The organism is Helicobacter heilmannii (assembly GCF_001283065.1).
GTDB classification, from domain to species: Bacteria; Campylobacterota; Campylobacteria; order Campylobacterales; family Helicobacteraceae; genus Helicobacter; species Helicobacter heilmannii.
The window spans coordinates 295,244-320,029 of record NZ_CDMK01000002.1 but is presented as its reverse complement, the minus strand read 5'-3'; the positions used below and the strand labels follow the sequence as shown (position 1 = coordinate 320,029).

At 47.7% G+C, this 24,786-nt stretch carries 25 protein-coding genes and 3 tRNA genes; 4 read left to right on the top strand and 24 right to left on the bottom strand.

Going from position 1 to position 24,786, the window contains the following annotated elements; translation table 11 throughout:
• Positions 1–33 precede the first annotated feature (33 nt).
• The 14 genes from AOG36_RS05705 to AOG36_RS05640 all read right to left on the bottom strand — a co-directional run bounded on the left by AOG36_RS05705 (position 34) and on the right by AOG36_RS05640 (position 12,077).
• Entirely contained in the window at positions 34–564 is a 531-nt protein-coding gene (locus tag AOG36_RS05705; RefSeq protein ID WP_015107077.1) for a hypothetical protein, read from the bottom strand.
• A gap of 8 nt (positions 565–572) precedes the next feature.
• Positions 573–1,082 carry an isochorismatase family protein gene (locus AOG36_RS05700; protein ID WP_015107078.1) on the bottom strand — a complete coding sequence of 170 codons (510 nt, stop codon included), beginning with the start codon at positions 1,080–1,082 and terminating at the stop codon, positions 573–575.
• Between the two features lie 68 nt (positions 1,083–1,150).
• Positions 1,151–1,237: transfer RNA gene (locus tag AOG36_RS05695), tRNA-Leu, on the bottom strand.
• Between the two features lie 89 nt (positions 1,238–1,326).
• Positions 1,327–1,411 (bottom strand) — tRNA-Leu (locus AOG36_RS05690).
• A gap of 19 nt (positions 1,412–1,430) precedes the next feature.
• Positions 1,431–1,742, bottom strand: coding sequence for a F0F1 ATP synthase subunit C (locus tag AOG36_RS05685; RefSeq protein WP_053825726.1), 312 nt, complete (start codon positions 1,740–1,742; stop codon positions 1,431–1,433).
• Between the two features lie 64 nt (positions 1,743–1,806).
• On the bottom strand, positions 1,807–3,789 hold the full coding sequence (locus AOG36_RS05680; RefSeq protein WP_053825663.1) for a polyribonucleotide nucleotidyltransferase: 1,983 nt from the start codon (positions 3,787–3,789) through the stop codon (positions 1,807–1,809).
• Positions 3,776–4,471, bottom strand: coding sequence for a phosphoribosyltransferase (locus AOG36_RS05675; protein ID WP_015107082.1), 696 nt, complete (start codon positions 4,469–4,471; stop codon positions 3,776–3,778). Before AOG36_RS05675 ends, AOG36_RS05680 begins: the two co-directional genes overlap by 14 nt.
• Position 4,472: 1 nt before the next feature.
• Entirely contained in the window at positions 4,473–6,740 is a 2,268-nt protein-coding gene (locus AOG36_RS05670) for an LPS-assembly protein LptD (protein WP_015107083.1), read from the bottom strand.
• Positions 6,741–7,160 carry an RDD family protein gene (locus AOG36_RS05665; RefSeq protein WP_015107084.1) on the bottom strand — a complete coding sequence of 140 codons (420 nt, stop codon included), beginning with the start codon at positions 7,158–7,160 and terminating at the stop codon, positions 6,741–6,743.
• Positions 7,161–8,402, bottom strand: coding sequence for a phosphoribosylamine--glycine ligase (gene purD, locus AOG36_RS05660; RefSeq protein ID WP_015107085.1), 1,242 nt, complete (start codon positions 8,400–8,402; stop codon positions 7,161–7,163).
• Between the two features lie 198 nt (positions 8,403–8,600).
• Complete coding sequence (truA, locus tag AOG36_RS05655; RefSeq protein WP_015107086.1) at positions 8,601–9,362, bottom strand: tRNA pseudouridine(38-40) synthase TruA; 762 nt, start codon at positions 9,360–9,362, stop codon at positions 8,601–8,603.
• Positions 9,363–10,403 carry an LptF/LptG family permease gene (locus AOG36_RS05650; protein WP_053825725.1) on the bottom strand — a complete coding sequence of 347 codons (1,041 nt, stop codon included), beginning with the start codon at positions 10,401–10,403 and terminating at the stop codon, positions 9,363–9,365.
• A gap of 15 nt (positions 10,404–10,418) precedes the next feature.
• Positions 10,419–11,048: a protein-L-isoaspartate(D-aspartate) O-methyltransferase gene (locus AOG36_RS05645; protein WP_015107090.1), complete on the bottom strand. Its 630-nt coding sequence runs from the start codon at positions 11,046–11,048 to the stop codon at positions 10,419–10,421.
• Entirely contained in the window at positions 11,049–12,077 is a 1,029-nt protein-coding gene (locus tag AOG36_RS05640; protein ID WP_015107091.1) for a ribonucleotide-diphosphate reductase subunit beta, read from the bottom strand.
• Between the two features lie 112 nt (positions 12,078–12,189).
• Here AOG36_RS05640 and AOG36_RS05635 point away from each other — a divergent pair.
• Positions 12,190–12,274: transfer RNA gene (locus tag AOG36_RS05635), tRNA-Leu, on the top strand.
• Here the strand turns inward: AOG36_RS05635 and AOG36_RS05630 are convergent.
• Positions 12,275–13,102, bottom strand: coding sequence for an SDR family NAD(P)-dependent oxidoreductase (locus tag AOG36_RS05630; RefSeq protein ID WP_015107092.1), 828 nt, complete (start codon positions 13,100–13,102; stop codon positions 12,275–12,277).
• A complete protein-coding gene (gene galE / locus AOG36_RS05625) occupies positions 13,096–14,133 on the bottom strand; it encodes a UDP-glucose 4-epimerase GalE (protein WP_015107093.1) in 1,038 nt (345 codons plus the stop codon). The genes AOG36_RS05630 and galE overlap by 7 nt, the downstream gene beginning before the upstream one ends.
• Positions 14,134–14,219: 86 nt before the next feature.
• On the opposite strand from galE, the gene AOG36_RS05620 reads away from it, so the two are divergent.
• Positions 14,220–15,656 carry a coiled-coil domain-containing protein gene (locus tag AOG36_RS05620; protein ID WP_015107094.1) on the top strand — a complete coding sequence of 479 codons (1,437 nt, stop codon included), beginning with the start codon at positions 14,220–14,222 and terminating at the stop codon, positions 15,654–15,656.
• Here AOG36_RS05620 and AOG36_RS09080 read toward each other — a convergent pair whose 3' ends face one another.
• From AOG36_RS09080 to AOG36_RS09075, 3 genes are all read right to left on the bottom strand, one after another.
• A complete protein-coding gene (locus AOG36_RS09080) occupies positions 15,657–15,980 on the bottom strand; it encodes an FAD dependent oxidoreductase family protein (protein ID WP_015107095.1) in 324 nt (107 codons plus the stop codon).
• Between the two features lie 384 nt (positions 15,981–16,364).
• On the bottom strand, positions 16,365–16,490 hold the full coding sequence (locus AOG36_RS09255) for a hypothetical protein (protein ID WP_015107096.1): 126 nt from the start codon (positions 16,488–16,490) through the stop codon (positions 16,365–16,367).
• A gap of 293 nt (positions 16,491–16,783) precedes the next feature.
• Positions 16,784–16,900, bottom strand: a complete 117-nt coding sequence (locus AOG36_RS09075) for a carbon starvation induced protein CsiD (RefSeq protein WP_238374884.1) — start codon at positions 16,898–16,900, stop codon at positions 16,784–16,786.
• A gap of 128 nt (positions 16,901–17,028) precedes the next feature.
• On the opposite strand from AOG36_RS09075, the gene AOG36_RS09070 reads away from it, so the two are divergent.
• Positions 17,029–17,265 (top strand): hypothetical protein, encoded by a 237-nt coding sequence (locus AOG36_RS09070; protein WP_231623662.1) that lies wholly within the window; start codon positions 17,029–17,031, stop codon positions 17,263–17,265.
• A 279-nt stretch (positions 17,266–17,544) separates the two neighbouring features.
• Here AOG36_RS09070 and AOG36_RS05605 read toward each other — a convergent pair whose 3' ends face one another.
• Complete coding sequence (locus tag AOG36_RS05605; RefSeq protein WP_015107102.1) at positions 17,545–18,972, bottom strand: NAD-dependent succinate-semialdehyde dehydrogenase; 1,428 nt, start codon at positions 18,970–18,972, stop codon at positions 17,545–17,547.
• Entirely contained in the window at positions 18,969–20,237 is a 1,269-nt protein-coding gene (gene gabT, locus AOG36_RS05600) for a 4-aminobutyrate--2-oxoglutarate transaminase (RefSeq protein WP_015107103.1), read from the bottom strand. The genes AOG36_RS05605 and gabT overlap by 4 nt, the downstream gene beginning before the upstream one ends.
• A gap of 214 nt (positions 20,238–20,451) precedes the next feature.
• Here gabT and AOG36_RS05595 point away from each other — a divergent pair, with 214 nt between their 5' ends.
• Positions 20,452–20,964, top strand: a complete 513-nt coding sequence (locus AOG36_RS05595; RefSeq protein WP_053825661.1) for an acyl-CoA thioesterase — start codon at positions 20,452–20,454, stop codon at positions 20,962–20,964.
• Here AOG36_RS05595 and AOG36_RS05590 read toward each other — a convergent pair.
• The 3 genes from AOG36_RS05590 to AOG36_RS05580 are packed head-to-tail and all read right to left on the bottom strand — an operon-like array spanning position 20,961 to position 24,687.
• Positions 20,961–22,295, bottom strand: a complete 1,335-nt coding sequence (locus AOG36_RS05590; protein ID WP_015107105.1) for a class II 3-deoxy-7-phosphoheptulonate synthase — start codon at positions 22,293–22,295, stop codon at positions 20,961–20,963. The genes AOG36_RS05595 and AOG36_RS05590 overlap by 4 nt on opposite strands.
• Before the next feature lie 8 nt (positions 22,296–22,303).
• On the bottom strand, positions 22,304–22,861 hold the full coding sequence (ruvA, locus tag AOG36_RS05585; RefSeq protein WP_015107107.1) for a Holliday junction branch migration protein RuvA: 558 nt from the start codon (positions 22,859–22,861) through the stop codon (positions 22,304–22,306).
• Positions 22,861–24,687 (bottom strand): FapA family protein, encoded by a 1,827-nt coding sequence (locus tag AOG36_RS05580; RefSeq protein WP_238374883.1) that lies wholly within the window; start codon positions 24,685–24,687, stop codon positions 22,861–22,863. Before AOG36_RS05580 ends, ruvA begins: the two co-directional genes overlap by 1 nt.
• Positions 24,688–24,786 lie beyond the last annotated feature (99 nt).

Here is a 24,786-nt window from a genome sequence, read left to right as displayed (position 1 = left end):
CCCCTAAAATTTAAACCCCCATTATAGCCAAATTCAAAACGACTTGAGGTAAGCCCCCTTGATGAAGACATGGTTTTTGTCGTTAAACAGAAAATCCACCTTGTAACTCTCTTTGATCTTTTGCTTTTTATTGGGCAAAATGTGGCGCACGGCTAGCTCAATGGGGGGCAATTTTAAGGGGGTATTGGGTTTGACCTCAAAGGCTAAAAACAGCGGTTTGTTGTGCACCTTGTCCCAGCCCGTGCGCCACCTAGGCAAAGTCCCCTGACTTTTTAAAAGTCTATCGCCCACCTGAAACTCAAAAGAAGCCAAGTAATACAGCCCGGGCTCTAGGTAGCGTTGTTCGATTTTGGCTTTTCTATAGGGGTCTTTGAAAATCAACAACACCCAGTTATTGCTCCCAAGTGCAAACTCTTTAGAGGGCTTGTCGCCCAATTTGCGCCAATAAGTCTTCACCACCCCCCCCTGATGGGCGATGTCAAAGGTTACCAAGCTCGCATTTGGGGAGTGTTTTACAGCACACGCGCCTAAAAATAGTCCGAGTAAGACAATCAATATTTTCATAAACTGCCCTATTTAATGAGCTTAGAAATGGCTTTGAATTGCGGGTGAGTGTAGGTTTGTAGCCAGCCAAAGGCGCACATTTCAATGGAGACAATCCTCGCCCCCTGTGTGCGTAAATCCTCTAGGGCTAAATGGCAATCTGTGGGTTTTCTTGAGCTGACACACTCGGCGACCACGCTCACACTAAAGCCCGCCTTTAAAAAATCCAGCACGCTTTGATACACGCACACATGCGCCTCAATGCCTAAGACAAAGAGGGGGCCTTTAAGCTTTAGCACGGGGTAGGCACTAAAGCTCTCTTTGGTGTAAATTTCCTCACAAAAGGGGCGTAACTCTTGCAGGGTTTCGCCCAGCTTGGCGGGGTTTTGCTCTGTAGCGATGGTGGGGATATGCAGTTCTTTAGCGATTTGTAAAAAACGCAGGCAGTTTTCAAGCAGGGCTTCTTTTTGGTGCATGGCAGAAAATAGGCGTTCTTGCAAGTCAATGAGTAGAACTAGGGGTTTTTCTAGGGTTTGCATCCATGTCCTTTAAAAACCCCTATTCTAACCCAAAATGTTTAAATTTAAGAAGTTTGGAGTTTTAAAAGTGGTACCAAAAGTCGGACTCGAACCGACACGGAGTTGCCTCCACCAGATTTTGAGTCTAGCGTGTCTACCAATTCCACCATTTTGGCTTGTTTGGACTTTATCTAACGACTAAGCCACTCAAACTACGAACGAACAAACGCCACGCATTTGTTTGCAAAACTTCTAGTTTTGCGTGTGGTGCACTGAGCGAGACTCGAACTCGCACGGGTTGCCCCACCACCCCCTCAAGATGGCGTGTCTACCAATTCCACCACCAGTGCTTAAAGCCCCTCCTTTTATTTAAGCCAAGAAAGGGTTGCTGTAAATCGCCACGATGGCAAATACAAGGGTGTAAATCACTTGCGCCTCGATCATCGCCATGGCAATGAACATAGTTGTCAGCAATTTACCGCCCACGCCGGGGTTGCGGGCTGTGCCTGTGATGGCGGCGGCGGCGGCATTGCCCATACCGATTGCGCCCCCACAAGCAGCCACGCCTAGCCCCACAACTGCCCCCACGATAGAGTAGGATTTAATCATATCCACCCCGCTCATATCTGCTCCAAAGGCTAGCCCTAAAGCTCCTAAAAAGAAAAGCACAAAAAACTTCATCACCGCCACAACCTCGCTTTGCTATTTAAAATATACATAAGCCCTAATTATAGCAACTCTAAACTTAAGCTAAAATGACATGCACTTTGCCATGCTCGATTTTAGAGATTTCACAGCACAAAAGCGCGCCATTTTCTAGGCTCTCTAAGTCCAAATCTCCCGCATTGCTCTTATGCAGCAACGCATCCTGCCCCGTTTCCAAGCGCACAAACACCCCAAAATCCACCACTCTTTTAACGAAGGCCTGCACCTTCTGCCCCACGCTCAAATTTTGTAGCTGCAGGGCTTGGCTGATGTACTCCTTGGCTTCTTTAACCTCGCCTTGCATGCCCCGGACACTCACCAGTCCGCTAGACTTGTCTAAATCGATCTGCACGCTAAAGCGTTGCAAAATGTCTTTGATGTGCTTGCCCCCGGGGCCGATGAGCACGCTCATTTTCTGTGTGGGGATGTAAAAACTCTTAGTGGTGGGTAGGTTTGTGTTGATCGCCATGTTCTGCGCCGCCTCTTGCATGTGCTCCAACACGGCTAGGCGGGCTTCTTTGGCCTGCTCTAAAATTTCTTCTAGCCACTCTAGGGGCAAGCCAGCTAATTTCGTATCCATTTGCATGGCGACCACGCCCTGAGTGGTGCCCGCGATTTTAAAATCCATGTCCCCTTGCATGTCCTCTAGCGCGCTGATGTCGCTTAAAATGGCGTGTTTATTGCCATCAAAGACCAACCCCATCGCCACGCCCGCCACTAAGGCGGTGGGCTCAATTCCGCTTGCCTTCAAGGCTAGAGAGCCCGCGCACACGCTCGCCATAGAGCTAGAGCCATTGGACTCTAAAATCTCGGACACAAGGCGGATGACGGGGGGGTTTTTTGGCAAAGAGCAACTTAAAGCCTTTTGGGCTAAATGCCCATGCCCTAGCTCGCGGCGGCTGGGTGCACTAAGGGGCGCGGCCTCGCCCACGCTAAAGGGCAGAAAATTATAATGGAGCATAAATCTTTCTTTGGTGGGGCTTGCCTCTTGCAGACCAAAGTTTTGTTTGGCATCGCCCTCTGCCCCCAAAGTGCAGGTTACTAGGGCTTGGGTGTGCCCCCTTTCAAAAAACACGCTAGAGTGGCAGGTGGGGAGTAGATTTGTATCAATGCGTATGGGGCGGATTTGTTTCAAGCCACGCCCATCCGCCCTCTTTTGGCACTCTAAAATGTTTTGCTGCAACAGCTCTTTAAAGCAGGCGTGTAGGGCGTGTTTTAGCTCTGTGAGGCAGTGCTCGCCCAGCTCGTGAGCGATGTAGTCTAATAAATGCTCTAGTTGCGCACCCCGCTCGCTTTTTGCCATTAAAGACATAGTTTCTAGAATTTGGGGCTTGAAGCGGGTACTTAAAATTTGCATTAAAAGCGGGTTTAGGGGCTTTTCTTTGGGGATTTGTAATTTGGTTTTTCGATGGGGGCTAAAATGCTCGGTGTAAAGGGTACATTGGGTTTTAATGTGGGCGTGGGCGTTTTTGAGTAAATCCACAAGTTGCGCCTCGCTTAGGGGGTTGTGCGCCTCATTTACCTGCATTTCTATCATTAAGATTTTATCCGCGCTACCCACCACAAATAGATCACCCTTTTCTTTAAGGCGCATGGCGTAAATGGTTTGTTCCACGCCCACATTGGCTAGATAAAGCGCGCTAGCTGCGGCGTTTAAAGCGCACACCTGCAAATCACTCTCATAGGCGTGGCTTAAGAGCAAGAGCGTGATTTGTGTGGGGTGGGCGTAATTTTTAGGAAAAAGGGGGCGTAAGGAGCGGTCGATGAGCCGTGATGTTAAGGTTTCAAAGTCCTCCATTTTACCCTCGCGGCGACTGAAGTTGCCTGGCAGTCTGCCCACGGCATAAGCCCTTTGGGCATACTGCACGCTTAGGGGCAAAAAGTCCTCCTCTGTGGTCTGTAAATCCACCATCACGCTGGCTAAAATCGTGGTCTCCTTGTGGCGATAAAGCAGCGCGCTTGTGGCTTGGCGCGCCATGTAATCTAAAATAAATTCTTCATTATGGATCTTAATTTTTTGCATCATTTCCTTTCACTTGGGCTTCTTCGATTTTCTTTAAAATGCCTTCAATCTCGGCGGGGTCAATTTGCATGGGAGTTTTATAATAGTGGTCTATGCTGACAAAATACTCCGGGCGATACACGCTCACCACCCCATCGCATAAAAGAGCCAAAGCGTCCGCCACGCTCTTTGGCAAAATGGGGGTGAGTACATAGATGTTTTTAGACGACTTGGCCATGCAGGTTTGGATGGCTAAATTCGCCGTAATACCCGTTTCAATGCCGTAATCCACAATGAAGACATTTTTATTTTCCAAAGATTTAATGGTATTGCCCTTGCGGTATTTATAAATCTTAGACAAAATCTCCTCTTCATACACCCTTTTAGCCTCCCCATAGACATAATCTAGGGTGATTTCAAAGGAATTGATGAGGTTTTCATTCATAAGGATGTCCATGCTCTCGCTCACAAGGGCAATTTCACACTCGCGGTTTAAAGGCGCGTAAATGGGGGCGGTGAAGAGAAAATCTAGGGGGACATTCAGTTTTCGAGCCAAGACATGGGCAAATTTCAGTCCCTTTAGGCTGGTTACGAGCATTAAGGCATTCTTCGTGTCTAAATGCCGGATAAGGATTTCGTTCACAAGAAGCTGCAATGCATCTTCAGGGCTAGCAAACATGAAATTATCCACTAAATCGCTCATTTTAACGCCTTAAGGATCGGTAGGTGATGTTGGTTTTGGTGATAGGCGAGAAGTCTAGGGTCAATTTAACATAGTTGTTTTGGTAGATGGTGAGCGGGTCGGCGGGGTTGCTCGTAAGCACCGGGCGGCGCTGGCTCACAAATTGCAGTCCGATGCCAAAGCAGCGGATTTTTTTAAAAATCCCCACGCGCCAATTTAAAATCACATTGTTTTGGATGTCATAGCCCACGGAGGCGTTGAGCGAAAACCAGCGAAAGTCGTTGCTAATGCCCGCTTTTAAATAGTTAGAGTTGTTCGTGGAGATTTTATTGATGCCACCCACACCCAAGTTCTTTTTGAGATAGTAGGATAGGTTTGCGCTTAAGAATTTGCGGTGGTAGTTGGCGTTGATGGAGACTTCCTCTAGGCTATTGTAATACCAAGAGTAAAACACGGTGCCGTAGATGTCAAGCCCCTTTAAGGGCGAAAACCCGATTTTACTCTCTATGGGCGAGCGCGCGATGGAGGTCGGGTCGGCAAAGTTTAAGACCTGACTGATGCGCCAATAGAGCAGCTCCTGCCCGCCCAGTCCATAAAGGTATTGCGTCAAGTTCAAATACAGCTGGCTATAGGAGGGGTTTTGGGCAAAGAGCAAGGAGGGATTCCACACCGCATCGTACAAACGCCCCCCCACGGCGTAGTTGCTTAAGGTGGGCGAGGTGAAGTTGTTTTGCGCCTGCGCGCTCAAATCATACACTTGCGAGTCAAACAGCCCATTGGCAAAGGTGTAGTATGCCCCGCTAAAGAGGGCTTCAAGCTGGATGGTGTGTAGAAGTTTGTGGTACTCTCTAGCCAAGTCGGTGTTTAAATACAGCGCATACGAGCTAGAAAAGTAATTGCCAAACTCTTTAGACTGCCCGCTCACCTGCGGGATATAGCTTTGTTTGGTGTTTAAAATTGCAAGGTTGCTAAGCTGCACTGTGTTCCATAGCCCTACGGATAAATACCTTTTAAACATAGAAAATTGCAAGCCTAGGGGGACATTGATGCTGTTTTGGGCGTAGCCATAGCCCACTTGGCGCACCACATTGTGGAATTGGTAATCTAGCGAGTAGAGCAGGTGCTTCCACCCCAAAGTGTTTAGGTATTTATGGTATTGCAAATTTGGCAGGGATTGGAAGGTGTTGTTGTTGTTGATTTTGTTGAGGTTTAAAAAGTATTTAAGATAAAAGCCGTAAAAATGGTTATTCGTCTGCACGAAGTAATTGCCCCTAGACATGTGGGTCGCGTCCGTGATGCGTTTATTGACTTTCTCAAAGCGCACATAGTCTAGGTCATTCATATACAAGAAGTCTAAATAAAAGGCGTTGTCTAGAGGCTTTTTCAAGCCAAAGTACTTTTGTAAGGTTTGGCGGCTGGCATTCAAGGCCTCAAACCCGAAAACATTTTGATTTCTCAAGTTGTATTTTTTGGTGTAAGCATCGTAGTTGCGAAAATACCGCGCGTTGAATAAAAACTTGTCTTGGTGGGAATTGATCATACGCGCTTGGAAGTTCAGCCCCAAGCCCCTTTTTGAGCGGATCTGCGGGGTGAGTGTGATGTCCCACGAGTCCCTAGGCGCAATGTAAAAGGGCTGCAGGTAGATAAAGCCGGCTAAATTTGAAGTCCCAAACTCCGGGTAGAGAAACCCGCTGGAGCGCTTTGTGCTTGTGGAGGTGAAGATATAGGGTAGGTAAAAGATAGGGATCTTGCCTAGATAGATTTTAGAATTGACAAGGGATAAATGTTGTTTGTCGGCGTTGTACTTGCCCGAGGAAGCATTGACATGCCAAATGGGGTTTTCAATGTCGCAACCGGAGGTGGTGAGGTTCTTAATGTAGTAGTGGTTTTTCTGCGAGTGGGCTATGTCTGCGCTGATCCAAATGCCTGTAACGCTGTCTTGCACATAAAAGGGGAACATGAGGGCGTATTTGTCGTCCATACGCACCTTCATGTGCTCGCTTTGCACCAAGAGCCCCTCGCCCCGATACACCTTGACATGCCCATCGATAATGGCTTCTTTTTTCTTAGTGTCGTAACGCACTTGATCGCCTAGGATATAGACATCGTAGTTAAGTAAAATCGCGTGCCCCGTGGCGGTAACAACATTGTTTTTTGCATCCACGCGATCGGCTAAGAGCTCAAAGATTTTATGGTTTTTCTTGTCAAACTTCTGCACGGCGACTTGCTGTTGCTTGCCAAACAACACACCCAAGAAGAGAGCAATGATAAAAGTACCGCGCCACACCACTCATTTAAACACAATGACAAAGGTTTGGGCGTGTTTGTCGTGGAAAGTCCGCCCAAATTTATCTTTAAAACAATACCCCAAGGGGAAAAAGAGCAAAATCTCCTTAAGCGCGCACCTCTTCAAGCGGGCAAGAAGCGGGGGCTTGTCTAGGCTTTTAAAATCCAAAACCCGTAAATGGAACACCAGCTTACCCACACTGCTAGAAAAACCCAGCATGGATAAAAACTCATAGAGCACATGCACGGCTACAAGGGCGCATAAAAAGCGCAAAAACGCTGCGTGTAAGGGTAAATGATTGTGTAAATCCCACGCCAAAAAGCAGATAAAGAGCAAATCCACCAAATGCGCCCCCACGCGCCACCAAAAAGGGGCGATCACCAGCCTTTCCTTATAAATTTTCTCTTCTAATTTTGCTTCCAATCAAAGCACCCCAATGTCCTCACGAAATTGCATGCCCTCAAACTGCACCTTTTTGACTAAGCGGTAGGCATGCTCCTTGGCCTCGGCTAAAGACTTGCCCCAACCCACACACACACACACTCGCCCCCCAGTCACCAAGAACACCCCATTTTCTTGCGTGATTCTACCTAAATCCAAATGGGCGTTTTTCTCATCCATAGGGTCTATGTAAATACTCTGTCCTTGTGAGATTTGGTGGGGATAGTCCTTGCTTGCCAAGACCACGCCCAACGAGTGCTGTGGATGCAACTCTAATTGCACCTGCGCCAAATTGCCTTGCAAGGTGGCTTCCAGCAAGTCCAAGAGAGGGGTTTTAAGCAAGGGCAAGAGCACACTGCACTCAGGATCACCAAAGCGCACATTGAACTCCAGCAAATAAGGCTCTAAAGCCCCTTTTTGCTCCACAACCATCAGCCCCACATACAGCACCCCCACAAAGGATGTGTTATTGTCGTGCAGGGCGTGCAAGGTGGGCTTTAAAATGCGCGTAATGATCTTTTCTTGCAGGGCATCATCGCATAGAGGTGAAGGTGCAAACGCCCCCATGCCCCCCGTATTGGGCCCATTTGGATGCAGTTGTTTATAATCGTGACAGGCGGGCAAGAGCAGAAAATCCAGCCCGCTCACAAAGGTAAAGATCGAGAGCTCAAAGCCGGTTAAAAACTTCTCTAAAACGACTTTAGAGTGCGCTTTAAACAAGCTTTCTAGGGCAATTTTGGCTTCATTTGCACTATGCGCCACCACCACGCCCTTGCCCTGCGCTAAACCATCGGCTTTAAGCACCACGGGATAGCCGAAGTTTGGGACTAGCTCTAGGGCTTCTTGTGGATTGGTGGCGATGGCATAGGGGGCAGTGGGGATTTGATGCGTGGTGGCAAACTCTTTGGCAAAACTCTTAGAACCCTCTAATTTGCTCACTTGCTTGCTTGGCCCAAAGACCGCCACGCCCGCTTCTTGCAAAAAATCCGCCAAACCCCCCACCAACGGCCCTTCCGTCCCCACTAGCACGAAATTAATCATCTTCTCTTTGGCAAAAGCGGCGATCTGAGCAAAGTCTGGCAACAAGACATTTTCGCCAATGCTCTGCGTCCCGCCATTGCCCGGGCTAAAGAACAGCTCGCTCACTCTAGGGTCTTCTCTTAACTTGCGCCCTAGGGCATACTCGCGTGCCCCGCCCCCAATGATTAAAACTTTTCTCTTCATTGAATCCCTAATGTCAATCACCCAAACGACCGTTACTTGTGTGCTGTAGTTCAACCAAGCTATAAGAGGCAAGAGAGTTTCTTTAGGGGGCAGATACAAGAAATGCCCATCACACCAAAACCACTACAACAGCCTCATAAAAAAGATAAACGAACTAGCCGTATATGAAACACGCATCGTTCAGGCTAAAAAGCTCCATTATATCCCATTTTTGCTTAAGGGCTGTGGATAAAATACACGGCTCAAATACAGGCCACTAGAGGGGGCTAAGTCCGTACACACCCGCGTTTTAAGCGCGATCTGCGCCCTTAAATCCGCTAAGCTCAACTGCCCCAAAGAGCACTTTAGCACCGCTTTAAGCATCAAGCGCACTTGGGATCGTAAAAACCCATTGGCCTCTAAAACCACCACCACCAAGTCTAAACGCCCCACTTTAAAAGGGTAGCAAAAGGCTTTAAAAATCGTGCGTCTTGTGTGGGCGGGGTTGCTGCCCGTTTTACAGAAATATTTAAAGTCATGTGTGCCCACAAAGCAATTCAAGGCTTCTTGTATTTTTTCTAATGCACCGTGGGGGTGTGCCGCCATATAACGGGTGAAAAAGGGGCTTAAAGGGCTTTGGGTGAAAAGGTAGCGGTAACGCCTCTTGTAGGCGCAAAAGCGGGGGTGAAAATCTAGATCCACTAGCTCCAAACTTTTGCAAACAATATAGGGGGCAAGTTTAGGCGCAAGGTGGGCTAAGAGTTTAGGCGCACTCCAAAAGGCGGGGGCATCAAACGCCACCACTTGGCAAATAGCATGCACTCCCTTATCCGTGCGCCCTGCTGCTGTAATGAGGCTAGAAATGTTGAGCCTCTTTAGGGCACTTTCTAGCGCACCTTCAATGGTGTTGTGGCCTTCTTGCTTGGCAAAGCCCATAAACGCACTACCATCGTAGGCAAGGGTGAGTTTAAAGCGGCGCATTCAGTAAAAGCGCACAATGATGCGGCGATAAAGCGCATATGCCCCCAAAAACCACACAATCGGCAAAGTGATGGTGCCGATGATGGGTGCATCTTGGCTGATGATATGCATGCCTAAGAAATAAAGCCCCACTGCCAAAAACACATAAACATAGGACAAATTCTTAGAAAAGCGGGGGTTAGAAATGCCAAAGACGGGGATTAAAAAGAGACTGGCTAGGGGGAACAGAGCGACTAAAATAGCTTGGGTGAAGCGGCGTTGTTGGTTCTTGTTCGGGTGTGCTCCAAAGGCCTTACTCCAATAACCGATGTAGTCGTGGCCGTGTAAATACGCTGCCCCATTTCTAGCCGAAATGCTGAGCTTGTTGCGTAGATTCAACTGCTTGAAGGCGACTTTGCGTAATTGATCCTTGTTGGCAAAATAGGCATTGCCATGCTCTAATTGCAAGCCAAAGACTCCATCGGTGTTTTTCACCTCCCCCTTTTGAGCGATCATAAAACTCTCAAGGGCTAGCCCCTTATGCGAGAAGAGCACCAAATCGCTAAACATTCCTCCCTCTTTCTTGCCCACATACACCAGCCAATCACCCAATTTCTGTCCAAACTCTCCCGCTTGGATGTTGACATCAATGTGGTCTTTCTTATCATTGATGAACGAGTAGTACGCACTCTTGGAAGCGGGGATGAGAATGAGAGAAAAGACTAAGAGTACACAGCTGGCAAAAGCGCAAAGGGGCAAAAAGGCCTGCACGATCTTTTTAGGCGCAATCCCTAGAGAAAAGAACACCAAGAGCTCGTGGTCATAGGAGAGCCGCGCTAAGCCAATGGCGCAAGCAGCAAAAAAGGTGATGGGGATGATGAAAAAAATCGTGCCGGGCAAGGAGTAGGTGTAAAGTTGCACCAAGTCTAAGAAGCTGAGCTTCACCACTAAGGTAACGCTGGCGATGCCAATGAGCATGATCATGGACGCGATGAAAAAGAGCACTAAAAAAAACGAGAAAAAGATTTGCGAAATGGCGTTGAACATACACGCTTTAGCCAAATCCACGCTTGTTCCCTAAACCCCCCGCTCTACGCCACTTAGCACCGGCACAAACTGACACTTCTCTAACCGCTCGGCGTGCAAGCGTCCGTTTTGTTTACTAAAACGGGTGATGGTTTGTGTGTCATTTTCTAGTATGGGAGCGAGCAATATCCCCCCCTCGCTTAGTTGGTCCACAAGGGCACTTGGGATGTGCGTGGCGCAAGCCGAGAATAAAATGCGCTCAAAGGGGGCAAACTCACGCCACCCCTCTTGCCCGTCTGCTAATTTTGTGTGGATATTCGTTACCTTTAAACGCCTAAAGCGCTCTTTGGCCTGCACCAACAGCTTTTCAATACGCTCAATGCTAAAGACGCGACGCACTATTTTAGAAAGCACCATCGCCTGATACCCGCTCCCACAACCCAGCTCGAGCACACTATCAACTCCTTTTAGCCGTAAATACTGTGTCATTTTTGCCACTGTGAGCGGGGAGCTAATGAATTGCTCGCCATCTAGGGGCAGGGCGTTTAGGCTGTAGGCTAGGTGCTTGGGGGACACAAACGCCTCTCTATTGATGGCGCAAATGGCCTCTTCAATGGGCTTTTCTAGGGGAAAGTGGCGGGCGATCTCAGCGCACATGCGTGCGTTTTTAAGGCTAAACAACTAAAACCCCTCAAAGCTGATGCTGCCCTTAGAGTAATTGCTGACCCTTGCTTCAAAGAAGTTAGAGCGGTGGCTGTTGAAGTTGGCAAATTGCTCGACCCAACGGATGGGGTTTTTGGTGTGGTAAAGCTTAGACAGCCCCACCACGCTTAAGCGGGTGTCGGCTAAATATTCCGTGTAGGCGCGTAGAATTTTAGGGCTCAAATCTAAAATTTGCTCCTGTGTGATGTACGCCCCCCATGCGCTCTCCAAATCCACCGCTTGCTTAAACATTTCTAACACCTCTTCGAGCAAATCGGGGGTGAAAAGATCTGCTCTCTCTTTACGCAAAGAGTTGATCATGTTTTGAAAAAGGTTTAAATGCGTTACTTCATCCCTTTGGATGAAGCGGATCATTTGTGCCGTGCCTAGCATGCGCCCACTGCGCGCTAGAGCGTAAAAAAAGCTAAACCCGCTGTAAAAGTAAATGCCCTCTAGGATTTGATTGGCAAACAACGCCTTCAATAAGTTGCGCTCGGTGGGCTCTTGAGACAAGTCCATATAAATTTGGGCGATGCAATCGTTCTTGTCTTTAAGGGCGGAGTCGGTGCGCCACATTTCGTAAATCTCATCGCTGTTTGCGCTAATGCTCTCCACCATCACGGCGTAGCTGTGGCTGTGTAGTGCCTCTTCAAAGGCTTGGCGCACCAAACATAAATTGATCTCGGGGCTGGTGATGAAGGGGTTGATGTTGTCGATGAGGTTGTTTGTTTGCAAACTATCCATGAAAATGAGTTGGGCTAGGGCGCGATCGTAGCCGACCTTTTCTTGTGGGCTTAACTTCAAATAGTGGTTCTTGTCCCCGTGCATGCCCACCTCTTCAGGAAACCATGTATTGGTGAGCATCGTTTTCCATAGTTTGCTCGCCCACGGGTATTTGATTTGGTTTAAATCAAACATGCTTGTGGGGTTGCCTCCAAAGATTTGGCGCTCCCCGGCGTGTTCTTTCGATTCTGGGTTGTAGATTTTTTTACGGCCCAATGTTTTCATTTTCACTCCTTCAAAAAAGGGGCTTAGTATAGTCTAAACTAGCTTATAAAATGGAATTTGGCTAAATTTAAGTATATTTTAAACTTCTAAAGGTTACTATCCCTAGTTTTATGCGGAAGTGGCGAAATTGGCAGACGCACCAGACTTAGGATCTGGCGCCGCAAGGCGTGGAGGTTCAAGTCCTCTCTTCCGCACCACTACTTTAAAATTTCTTTACGCAAAATCCAATCATAGATTTTATCCGGTAGCAAAGCCTTGCTCCACACCAATAAATGCGCCTTTTTACCGACTAGATACCGGGTTTTAGGTTGCTTGCTCTCTAATGCCTTGATAATCGTGTTAGCCACAAGACTAGCCGGGCTGGCGTTTTCATAGGCTTTTTTAAAATAGGCATGGGTTTTTTCTAGCTCTAGGGCGTAGGGGCTCTTTGGTCTTAGGGCGTTTGTAAGCCCCGCATCCCACTTGGTTTTGATCGCCCCCGGTTCAATCAACGCCACCTGTACCCCTAGGGGCAACAACTCGGCGCGCAAACAATCGCTGTAAGCTTCAAGGGCGTATTTGCTCGCGTGGTACCAGCCTAAAAACAGAGTGGTGGAGCGCCCCGCACTCGAGGCGACATTGATGATTTTTGGAGCAAGCCTTGTGCTTGCCCGAAGCCTTGTGTTTGCCCGAAGCGGGGGCAATAACCTAGAACACAGCACCCCCACGCTGAATAAATTTGTTTCAAACAATGCCCGCGCTTGGTTGATGGGCTGCTCTTCTAGCGCACCGAACATTCCATAACCGGCGTTGTTGATGAGCGCAAATAGCTCTTTTTCTTGCGTCAAAATCGCATCTGTGGTTTTGATGATCTGCCCTTCATCTTGCAAATCACAATCAAGGCGCACACAATGGGGGTGTTCTAGGCTCTCTATCTTAGTGGCGTGGCGCGAGAGGGCATAGACTTTATAACCTTTTTGTAGCAGTGCCTTAGCGCACGCCAGCCCGATCCCACTACTCGCCCCCGTTAAGACCACCTCTAACACGGCCGTGCCCCCAAATACCGCTCCCACTCATAGGCGCTTTTAATGATTGTCTCTAGGCTGTCATATTGCGGTTTAAAAGCGGTGTGGCTTAAAATTTTAGAGTTGTCGGCGATTAAACTCGCTGGATCGCCAGCCCTCCTGCCCTGTATTTGCACCTTAAAATCCACGCCAGAAATCTCTTTGACCTTAGCCACCACTTCGGCCACGCTATAACCCCGCCCATAGCCCACATTGTAAATTTGGCTTTTGTTTTCAACTTGCAAGGTTTTAAAGGCTTGTAAATGCGCTAAAGCGAGATCGTCTATGTGGATGTAATCGCGCACACAAGTGCCATCGGGCGTGGGGTAGTCGTTGCCAAAGATCGCCATTGATGGGCGTTTATGTGTGGCGCACTCGCAAGCCACCTTGATCAAATGCGTGGCGTTTGCTGCCCTTTGCCCTAGGGCAAAGAGGCTGTTGTAGTCATTAAAGTGGGTGGCCCCGGCGACATTAAAATAGCGCAAAAGCGCGCAGGCAAAGGGCGCAACCTTGGCGGTGTCTAGCAAAATGCGCTCGCTCATCATTTTAGACGCGCCATAGGGGTTGATGGGCTCTAGGGGGGCGTTTTCGTCGATCGTTTGCGTGGTCTGCCCATAGACGGCAGCAGTGGAGGAAAACACGAAATGTTTAATCCCATGTTTCACGCATAATTTTGCTAATTGCAAAGTGTTTAGGGTGTTGTTGGTGTAGTAATCCAGAGGTAGGCGTGTGGATTCTTCGACCAAGAGTTTTGCCGCAAAGTGCAACACGCCCTGCAGACTATGCCCTTGCGCTTGTTTGGTGGCAAGGTGGCTCTCTAGTTTGTCCATGTCGCTTAAATCCAAAAGATCAAAAAACACCCGCTCAGGGTAAAGGTGCTTCAAGGTTTGTGCGTGGATTTCAAAGCCCGTGCTTAAATTATCCACGATCCAAATTTTATAATCTGTCTGCTCCAAAAACAAACGGGCGACACTCGCCCCGATATACCCACAAGCCCCCGTAAAAAGCAACATGCCAAACCTTTAAATTTTGGGCTACATGTTACCCAAATTTTGTCCTTAGTGTGCTAGAATCAACAAAAGATATAGTGAGGTGTAAAATGGCATTTACAAGCATTTACAAGCATTTACAAGCATTTACAAGCATTGTGCTCATTGTAGGTTTGGCGGGTTGTGGGGATAAAAAAGCCCCTATTGAAGTCCACTTCATTACAAAAACAAAAGAAAATAAGTTTTATAGCCCCAATGTCCCTGGATTTAATAACCCTCTACTCACCCTCCACGAATTAGAAATCCTCTCCAAAGCAGATTCTGTCCACATCACCAATATTCAACTAAATAGGGGTAATTGTCGTCTCAACCACATAGATTTAGATGGCTATAGGTCTGATTTAAAAGGCTTAGATTACCCTATCAAACATGCCAAAGAGGAGATTGCAAAATTGCGTAAAGAACTGGAGGAATTGCCAAAAAATTTAGCAAAAGAAGATAGGCACCACCTCTACGATCCAAAAGGTACGGCAAATTACGAAGCATTGCAACCTATCGATAAACAATACTATACCCGCGTAAATCTGATTGAAGATTTGACAAGCGAAAGCAGAGAGTCGTATTCAAAAGATTGCAAAAATTACTTGGGAAGTGAATGTCTCAGAGAGCTTGCCAAAGATATAGAGAAATTAGAAGAAAAGGATAATGGAGGGGATGGCAACACCTCTAAAATCCAAACAATTCAAGAGATAACTAAGAAATCATATGACATCGATCGTAGATATGCATGTCTAGATTCCGGAATAAAATTATTCTCCACCCTTACCATGAATCGTTCCGATGATTCGGAAAAATTTATAAACTATAATCAACCCGGTTGGTGTGCTAATGAAGAGGATTTAACTAAAGAATATGAACAAAAATTCCAGCAACTAACAGAAATGCTCCCTCCTATACAAAAGAAATTTCAAAAACTAGATGAGGAGGTTGAAAGTGCTGGTGTTGATGATTATAATGTTTATTCAGACGCACACGCCAAAGCGTATGCTAAAGCGTATGCCAAATCGGGCTTAAAAGACAATATTATCAACAAAACATCACGCCAATATGTGGAAAATCTAAAAACGCAAATCGCAAAATTGCGGGAGCAATTCATGCAGAATCGTTCTAAGCTTTTGGGGTTTATGAATATTAAAGTAGATTCCAAGGATATTAACGCTGAAGTGCAGGGTTGGTACCAAAAACAAGTAGATAAGTTACGCGCCCAAATCAAAGAAGATAAGGCAAAAATCCTACCCATTTACCAAAAAGATTACCAAGAACAGATTGCAGAAAAAGAAACAGAGTTGAAGAAAATTGAGGATAAGCGCACTAAGCTCGCCCAAAAAATTAAGACCATGGAAAGTAAGGGAGAAACCATGGACATCACCTTAAAATTCGGCGAAAAAGTGATGGTTAAAGATTATCAACATTCTTGTAAGGATATCCTAGAAGCCAAGATCACAACTGATCAGGGCACTTGGACTTTTTCTTTGGGGCATGACTAGCTACCCCATCACCCCCTCCAATTGCTCTAAAATGTGTTTGCCGATGGGGATAGCCGAGGTGGCCGCGGGGCTTGGGGTGTTGTAGACATTGACACTCCTCGCGCTGTTGCAGAATAAAAAGTCTTCAATGAGCTCGCCCGACTCACTCACTGCTTGGGCGCGCACGCCGGCCGGGTGGGGGCTTAAATCCTCCAGCTGTAGGCTCGGGCAATACTTTTGCACCAAGCGCAAATAACTTTTTTTGCATAAAGAGTTTTTAAACTCCAAAAGCCCGGGCTTCAAATATTTAGAAATGACTTTTCTCACCCCTCTGTGTGCTAACATTTCTTTTAGGTCGTGTAGGCTATGTTCGTTTTCAAATACTCATTCATCTTGAGTGCCAGCACGGCATTAAGCCCCATCGTTACACTGGATCATTTTTTTCAAATGCACCCCCAAAAAGGGCATGCTAGGGTCGGGAATGGGGTAGATTAATGCTGGACAATTTGGCCGTATTTAGGGGACAACTTAAAGTATTCTCCTCTAAAGGGGCAAATGCTGAAACTTGGCTTTAAGCCCAGAATTTTAACCACCAGCACTGTGTAGCCCCGCGCAAGAGATCAAGTAATTCGCCTCATAAGTGGCGTTTTCGTGTGTAGTTGCACCCACCTTGCGTGCTCAGTAAGCCCCACCACTTCAGCATTGTAGGTAATCTGCCCGCCCTTCTCTTTAAAATGCCTCGCCACTTGTGGGAAAGAAAATCTTGCCCGGTCCCGTAATGTTTGGCTCTAACTCTTTAAGCTCTTTGGCATCTAAACAAGTGCGCTCTAGCCCATTGGCCTTAGTGCGCTCCAAGAGCTTGCCACACCCTTCGTATTTGATTCCATTTTCTACACAAAACGCCTTGGTGGCCTTGTTACCAGTAAAAGCGCGCCTTCAAACTGCCCGGGGTGTAATACACCCCCGCGTGGATCACCCCGCTGTTGCGCCCCATTTGGTGCAGGGCACTTGTAGCCTCCTTTTCTAAGAGCAAGACCTTTAATCGGGGTACTTGCCTAAAAGTTGCATCGCCACCAAGTGGCCTAAAATCCCCCTCCAATGACCGCATAATCGTAGATCATCAAAAATTTTTGAAGTTTTTGTAACGGCTAAAGGGGTTGGTGGCAAAGGAAAAATACCCTTTGGCGCATCAGTTTGCGGCCTAGATTGGAGTGGAGCTGGAATTTATCCCGCCCGTGCAGCCAAAATAAGTTGTTGATCAGCAAAAACTACCCCACAGGTACAAAAGGAGAGCTTAGCTTTAGAGCTTTCTAACGAGCCGCTAAGATCCGCCAAATACGCGCCCTCTTTATCGTCCTTGGGCTGGCAGGGTTGGCGTGGCCGTCGGCTTCAAATGCATCCCAGCCGTAGTGATCTTTACCATGCCATCGCCCTGTTCCACGCAATGGATGCCTGGAGATTTACCAACAACGCCCCAGTTTTGCGATCGCTCAACGCCTGTTCTAAAAAGGGTTTGAGTTTGTGCTTGCAGAATTTGGATTTGCGCGGCATGAAAGCGCAAAGATTTATACTCCAGTGCCTGCATATGGCAATCTTGCAATTCTTGCAGCAAGTACGCGATCGTGGCTAAAAGTTACTTGCAAAAGCCTTTTGGAATAAGGGGAGGGTTCTAGACTAAACACTTTGTTTGTAGATTTTGCCATGTTCTCTCCCTATCTTTCAGATGCATGCATGGTTTTATCCAAGAATGCATAACCAAATGACAGATACACTTGCAAAGGACGATTACGATCGCCAAGGAGCAAATAAAACAAAGTGCCCGTCTATTTGTATGCGCCTTTAGGGATCGCTTGGTGTATTCATGTGGGCTGCTGCTCGCTACGCAGAGCAAGATTAACTATAAGTCCCACTAATCTAAGCGCACATTCAAATACTTGATCTCTAAATAGTCTTCAATGCCGTATTTAGAGCCCTCACGCCCCATGCCACTTTGTTTGATCCCGCCAAAGGGGGCGGTTTCTGTGGAGATGTGCCCGGCATTGACCCCCACCATGCCATACTCTAACGCCTCGCCCACTCTAAAGACTCTGGCTAAATTTTGGGTATAAAAATAAGCCGCTAGCCCATACTGCGTGGCGTTCGCCCACTTGAGCACCTCTTCTTCCGTCTCAAAGCTAAAAAGTGGGGCTAAGGGCCCAAAGGTCTCCTCTCTTGCCACCGCCATTTGTTGGTTCACCCCTGTTAAAACCGTGGGTTCAAAAAAGCTCGCACCCAAGCTGCTAGGATTTCCCCCACAAAGCACCTGTGCCCCTTTGCTAGTCGCATCGTTAATGTGCTCTTGCACCTTAGCCACCGCTCTAGAGTTGATTAAGGGCCCCTGTGTGGTGCTCTCCTCTAGCCCATTACCCAGTTTCAAACCTTCCACCTTGCTTTTTAAAATGTAGCTCAGTTCATTATAAATGCTCTTTTGCACATAGATGCGATTCGCGCACACGCAAGTTTGCCCGCTGTTTCTAAATTTGGAGAGCATGATCCCCTCGGCCGCCTTTTCCAAGTTCGCATCCTCAAAGACAATGAAGGGCGCGTTGCCTCCAAGCTCTAAAGAGAGTTTTTTAAGTGTTACGGCACTTTGCGCAGCTAAGATTTTACCCACCTCTGTCGAGCCCGTGAAGCTAATTTTACGCACTAAATCGCTTTCACAAATGCATTTAGCAAGCATTTTCGTGTCCCCCGTAACCACGCTCAAAACCCCCTCAGGAATGCCCGCTTTTTGTGCGAGCACCATTAAAGCATAGGCACTTAGGGGGGTTTGGGTAGCGGGCTTGATCACCATCGCACAGCCACAGGCTAGGGCGGGGGCGAGTTTGCGCGCAATCATGCCTGATGGGAAGTTCCACGGGGTGATAGCGGCGCAAACACCGATGGGCTGTTTTAACACTAAAATCTTTTGGTTTTGTGCAACGCTTGGCAAAATGTCCCCGTCAACGCGCCGCGCCTGCTCGGCAAACCAACGCAAATAATTCGCCCCATAGACGATCTCTGAGCGGGCTTCTTTTAAGGGCTTGCCCATTTCTTGGGTGAGGATACGGGCTAAATCCTCTAAATTGTCTAAAAGTAGGGTACGCAATTTTAAAAGAATGTCCGCCCTCTCTAGGGCGAGTTTGCCCGCCCATTCTTTTTGCGCCTTGTGGGCGTGAGCGATGATCTGCTCTAGCTTAGCTTGGCCCACACTCTTGACATAGGCGATCTCTTGTAAGGTTGCAGGGTTTGTAACAGGGATAAAACCCTCTTTGGGGGTTTGGCTTACAAAGGGGTGCTTGAGTAAAGAAAAGTTCATGCGAGTGCCTTTTTAATGGAGTTGTTTAAAATGTCTAGGGCTTTGTTAAATTGCGCCTCTGGGATCGTTAAGGGGTAGAGAAAGCGGATCACATTGGCGTAAGAGCCGCAAGTTAAAAGCAGTAGCCCTTGTGCCATTGCCTCTTTTTGGATGGCTTTGGCTAAATCACTGCTGGGTTTGCCCTGATCAAAGAGCTCTAGCGCCACCATTGAGCCTAACCCCCTAATTTGCGCCATTTGAGTAAAGTTTTCTTGCTCTTTTAAGGTGTGTAGACTGCTTTTAAGCTGCTCGCCTAGTTTGTTTGCTCTTTCGTTGAGATTTTCTTCTTCAATGATTTTTAGCACCTCTAAAGCGGCGGCTGTGGCTAGGGGGTTTCCTGCATAAGTGCCGCCAAGGGCACCGGCACTAAGAGAGTCCATGATGTCCGCCCTGCCCACCACGCCCGAGATGGGCAACCCCCCGCCTAAACTCTTGGCCATACAGATAAGGTCAGCTTGGGATTTAAAATGCTCCATGGCAAAAGTCCTGCCTGTGCGGCAAAAGCCCGTTTGCACCTCATCGGCGATCAGCACGATTTTATGCGTGTCGCAAAACGCCCTTAAGCCCTCTACAAAGTCAGCGGGAGCGGGGTTAAACCCCCCCTCCCCTTGCACGGGCTCAAAGATCACCGCCGCGACATCTTTAGGCGAGATCGAGCATTTACAGATGAACTCTAAGCTATGCAGCGCGTCCTTAGTGCTGACCCCGTGCAACTCATTGGGGTAGTAGCCGTGATAGACCCCGGGCATGCCTACACCAATCTCAGCTTTATAGGGCGCAACCTTGCCTGTCATGCTCACCGCCATAGAGGTGCGCCCGTGAAACGCCCCCCCAAAGGCGATCACCCCGTAGCGTTTGGTGTGCCCCTTGGCGATTTTAATGGCGTTTTCAGTCGCCTCCCCGCCTGTGGTGAAAAAGCAAGATTTCTTCAAGCCACTGATGGGGGCTAGGGCGTTGATTTTTTCGGCCAATTCAATATAGCTTTCATAGGGTGTGACTTGGTAGGCGGTGTGGGTGAAGCGGGTAAGTTGTGCTTGCACGGCTTTGATCACTCTAGGGTGTCTATGCCCAACATTTAGCACCGCAATGCCTCCCGCAAAGTCAATGAACTCTCGTCCATCCGTGCTTTTGAGGGTGGCGTTTTGCGCATCGCTCACAAACCAATTGCATGTAATGCCAATCCCCCTAGGGGTCGCTGCTTCTTTTCGTTGTGTTAAATTTTGCATGTCTGCTCCTTGATGAGAAAACAACAGGTTAAATTTTATAGCAAATTGCTAAATGGAGGAGCAAATAAGAGATCAATGGCCGTTGACAGCGTGATTTAGTGCATTTTTACACAAATGTTTTTTGCGTTTTTTTAAGATGAGGTGTAGTAGAATAGGTGCTTTATAGTATTTTGTACCTTACGGATCGTATTTTTAAATTTTTTAAGGAGTTTTTATGGGCAATACGGAAGAATTAGCCGCAGACACCACCTCAAGCATTGGACGGGTGAGAGAATTAAGCATGTCTTTTTTAGTCACCCCTACCATGGTGAACTTCAACAATGTCATGCATGGGGGCGAGTTGTTGAACTTGCTTGACAAGGTTGCCTATGTGTGTTCCTCCCGTTATTGTGGGTGTGGCACCGTGACTTTAAGTGTGGATCGGGTGCTGTTTAAACACCCCATCCACATCGGTACGCTAGTGACTTGTTACGCCAGTGTGAACTATGTGGGGACCAAGAGCTGTGAAGTGGGGATCAAGGTCATTTGTGAAGACTTTCAAAACCAAACCGCCGTGCACACCAACAGTTGCTACTTCACCATGGTGGCGGTCAAGGACGGCAAAACCGTGCCCATACCCCCCTTTGTCCCCACCACCGATAAAGAAAAAGAACGCTATGAAAGAGCCATTCGGCGTAGAGAAGCCCTAAAGCACACCCAAAAAAGCGCGCTTAAAGGCGGCAACTAGTGCACCACCCGCTCCTTAAGTTGCTTAGCAAGTAAAAAGGCGAGTTCTAGGGCTTGGGTGGCATTCAAGCGAGGGTCGCATTGCGTGTAGTAGTGCTGACTCAAATTGTCTTCACGCACCGCTCCACCCACGCACTCAGTAACATTCTGCCCTGTCATTTCTAGGTGAATCCCTCCCACACAGCTATTCAAGTCCTTATGGATTTCAAAGAAGTCCAGCACCTCTTGTAAAATGTGCGTGAAAGAGCGGGTTTTGATGCCATGAGCGGTCTTGGTGGTGTTGCCGTGCATCGGATCGCACACCCATACGACTTTTTTTTGTGCCTTCAAGACCCCCTCTAAAAGCGGAGGAAAGTTGTTTTTGAGCACACTAGCCCCCATGCGCACGATGAAGCTCAAACGCCCCGGTTCGTTTTGTGGATTTAGCACCTCGCATAGCCCGAGCATCTGCTCCAAGGTCGTCTTTGGCCCGATTTTCACGCCTATGGGGTTGTGCACCCCTCTTAAAAACTCTACATGCGCTTGCTCTAAGCCCCTCGTGCGCTCACCAATCCACAGCATGTGCGCCGAGCAGGCAAACCACTCCCCACTAAGGCTATCCTGGCGCACTAGGGGTTCTTCATAATTTAAAAGGAGGGCTTCATGACTGGTGTAAAAGTCGGTTTCTTGCAAGGCGGGTAAGTTGGCCACCCCACAGGCTTGCATGAATTTGAGCGCATGGGTGATTTGCATGGCTAGGGCGGTGTATTGCTGGCCTAGGGGGTTGTTTTTCACAAAGTCCAAGTTCCAGCGCTGCACTTCAGCTAAATCCGCCAGCCCGCCCTTAGCAAAGGCGCGCAGTAAGTTTAAAGTCGCCGCGCTTTGGTGGTAGGCTTGCAATAATCTTTGTGGGTCTGGGGTGCGCTCCTTGGGCTCAACTCCATTGATCATATCCCCCCGATAAATGGGTACTTGCTCGCCTGCGATCTCCTCATATTCTAGGCTTCTAGGTTTGGCAAATTGCCCGGCTACGCGCCCGACTTTGATCACTGGGCAACCCCCTGCAAAGGCCAAAACCACGCTCATCTGCAAGAGCACCTTAAATAAGTCGCGGATGCCATCGGCACTAAAACTGCCAAAACTCTCGGCGCAATCGCCCCCTTGCAGCAAAAACGCCCGCCCAAAAGCCGCCTCTTTCAAGGCACTTTTGAGACTGCGCATTTCTTTGGCAAAGACTAAGGGTGGGTAGCTTTTGAGCGTGGCTTCTGCTTCTTTTAAAGCCTTTAAGTCGGGGTAGGTGGGCTGTTGGCTGATGGGGCAGGTGCGCCAAGAGTGAGAAGACCAAGTGTGCATAAAAAACCTTATTTGAGTTTTTGTAGGGCAAGTTTGATGAGACTGGCCGCGTCTAAATTTTGGGGCAGGCTGTTACAAATTTTAGTCGCCTCTGCGGTTTTAAAACCCAAACTCTGCAAACCTAAAATGGCTTGTTGTACTTCGCTTGTCTTGCCAGCCTCTATTTCGCTTGCCACAAAGCCGGCTAAATCGAGCATGATTTTACCCGCCATTTTTGCCCCCACGCCGGGCACTTTTTGCAGGGCTTTTAAATCCTTGCTTTGGATACACGCGCTAAAGGTGTTCGCATCATAGACGGACAAGACCGCTAGGGCGGCTTTGGGCCCCACGCCGCTTACCCTTAAAAGCCGCTCAAACAAGTTCTTTTCTTCCCGCTTCAAAAATCCATAGAGCGCATGGCTATCCTCTTTGACAACTAGGGTTGTGTGTAGGTGTATTTGCGCCCCCATTTGTAAGTGCTGGCTGGTTTGTACACCCACATGCACGCCGTAAACCACGCCCTGTACTTCTATTTCTACAAAAGTGGGGCTGGTGTGCACCACCACGCCCTTTAAACCCACCAGCATTAAAAGCTAGTGATGTGCTGATACCGGCTGATCTTTTTCACATCTCCACTCTGTGTATCCAGGATATAATCTGCTGTTTCGCCCTTTTCGGTGGTCAGGCTCTTTGAACCCTTAGTGTAGGTGCGGGCATAAATGATGGTGTTGAACGCCGTCCATGGCCCATTGGTGTGGACCTTGACCTGTTGCATGCTCGATTCGATGCTGACGAGCCGTTCCAAGAATTGGCGGTTCAACTCTTGGATACGCGAGATGTACATATGCAGGATTTTCACCCGTTTTAAACAATCCATGAAGTCATAGTAAATCTGTTTGATCGCGTCTTGCTCAATGAGCACTTTACGGGTGGTGATGTCGGCATTGCGGATTTTGTCGATCGTGGGTTGGTTTTTTTGCACAAAAATACTGAGCTTTTGGTACTGCGCCATCACTTTTTGGGCTTTCTCCTTGTAAACATTCATGGCTTGTTTGGTTTGCTCCAAAATCTCTTTATTCTCGGGGGAAGCGAAGGCAGAAAAGCAAAATTTATTGTCGCTCCCATCGATGGCTTCAAATTCGCATTTGGAGGAAAAATAGAAGGTGTTGTTGGATTTGATTTGTTTTAACTTGATGTCTTTAGCGTAGATTTGGCTTCCGCTGCTCGCCTCCACTTCGCAACTCTCGGCAAAGATGGTCCCCCTATCTACATACTTACACTGGACCTTTTTGCCCTTACATAGACCCTTATTGTTGGTGATGAGCACCTCTTCAGCCTCTGCACTGCTCTCGGTGTGCAATTGCCCCTCAATGATGATCTTTTTTGCCACCAATTTGACATGTTTACCCACATTGCCCCGTATATAAATCTCTTTAGCCTCGATGCGCAAGTTGGTTTCAATGGCGTTGTCGATCTCATTTTTAGAGCTGATGTGTAGGGTTAGTCCATTTTCCACGCCACCTAAAAACATGGGCATATTGGTGTTTTTCATTTCCACATACTGGTTTCTCGTGAAACTCTTGAGGGATTTATTGTTGATGAAAGCGACATATTGGGGGGATTTAGAAATGTAGATGATTTTAGTGGGCTCTTCGTTGGACACAAACGCCTCATTGCTAAAATCTAGCTCAAAAGGCACTGCCTCTAACTTCTCCACCTCTTTTATTTGCCCTTTTAAATCCCGCCCCGATGTGCCTTGAATGGGTTTGACGTATTCTAAAACCACATCGCCCTTACCCGCCCCATAAATGGCGTTCACGGGAGCCTCCTCACCATTTTTGAGCTCCCAAGATTTTTTAAGTACAAAGGTGAATGACCCTGCTTTGTTGGGGGAGTAGTGGGACTTTCTAATGCAGATGCGCTCTGGAAGTTCTTTTTTATTAGAGTAACGCACCATTTCTTGTTTAAAGAAGGTGTGCTGGGCTTGCATTTGGCGTAAAATAATCTTTTGATATGCCATGCACGCTTCGATGTGGTCGCACAACTCTCCAAGGAGCCATTCATCGTTGATAATCATAAAAGGGGATTCATACACCACATACAGCTGATTGTCATCGGGGGACGCTTCCAAATTAAAGAAGTATTTGAACAGCCGTCTTTTTATGCAAATGTCGTAGCGTTGGATCACTTCTAGGGCGGGGTTTTCATAGAAGGCATCGTCATCGATCTGCTTCAGTCCCTCAGCGTCCAGGATTTTAAACTCCCCGTGTGGCTCGGACCTTGTTAAAGTGTGCACTTTAATGAGATCAAACCACAAGTCATTCATGTCAAGCCCATAACTTTGGGAGACTTTTTCTAGCTCGGTATGGATGTCTTTGCAATTTTCAACAATTTTTGAGTAAAATTCAGCCACAAACAACCCCTTTCTCAAAAGCACAACAAGAACCATAGGTGGCCGAGACAGAAAGCAAAGGCACTTAAAAAATCTGTCGGCTCGACCATTGTAGTGTAA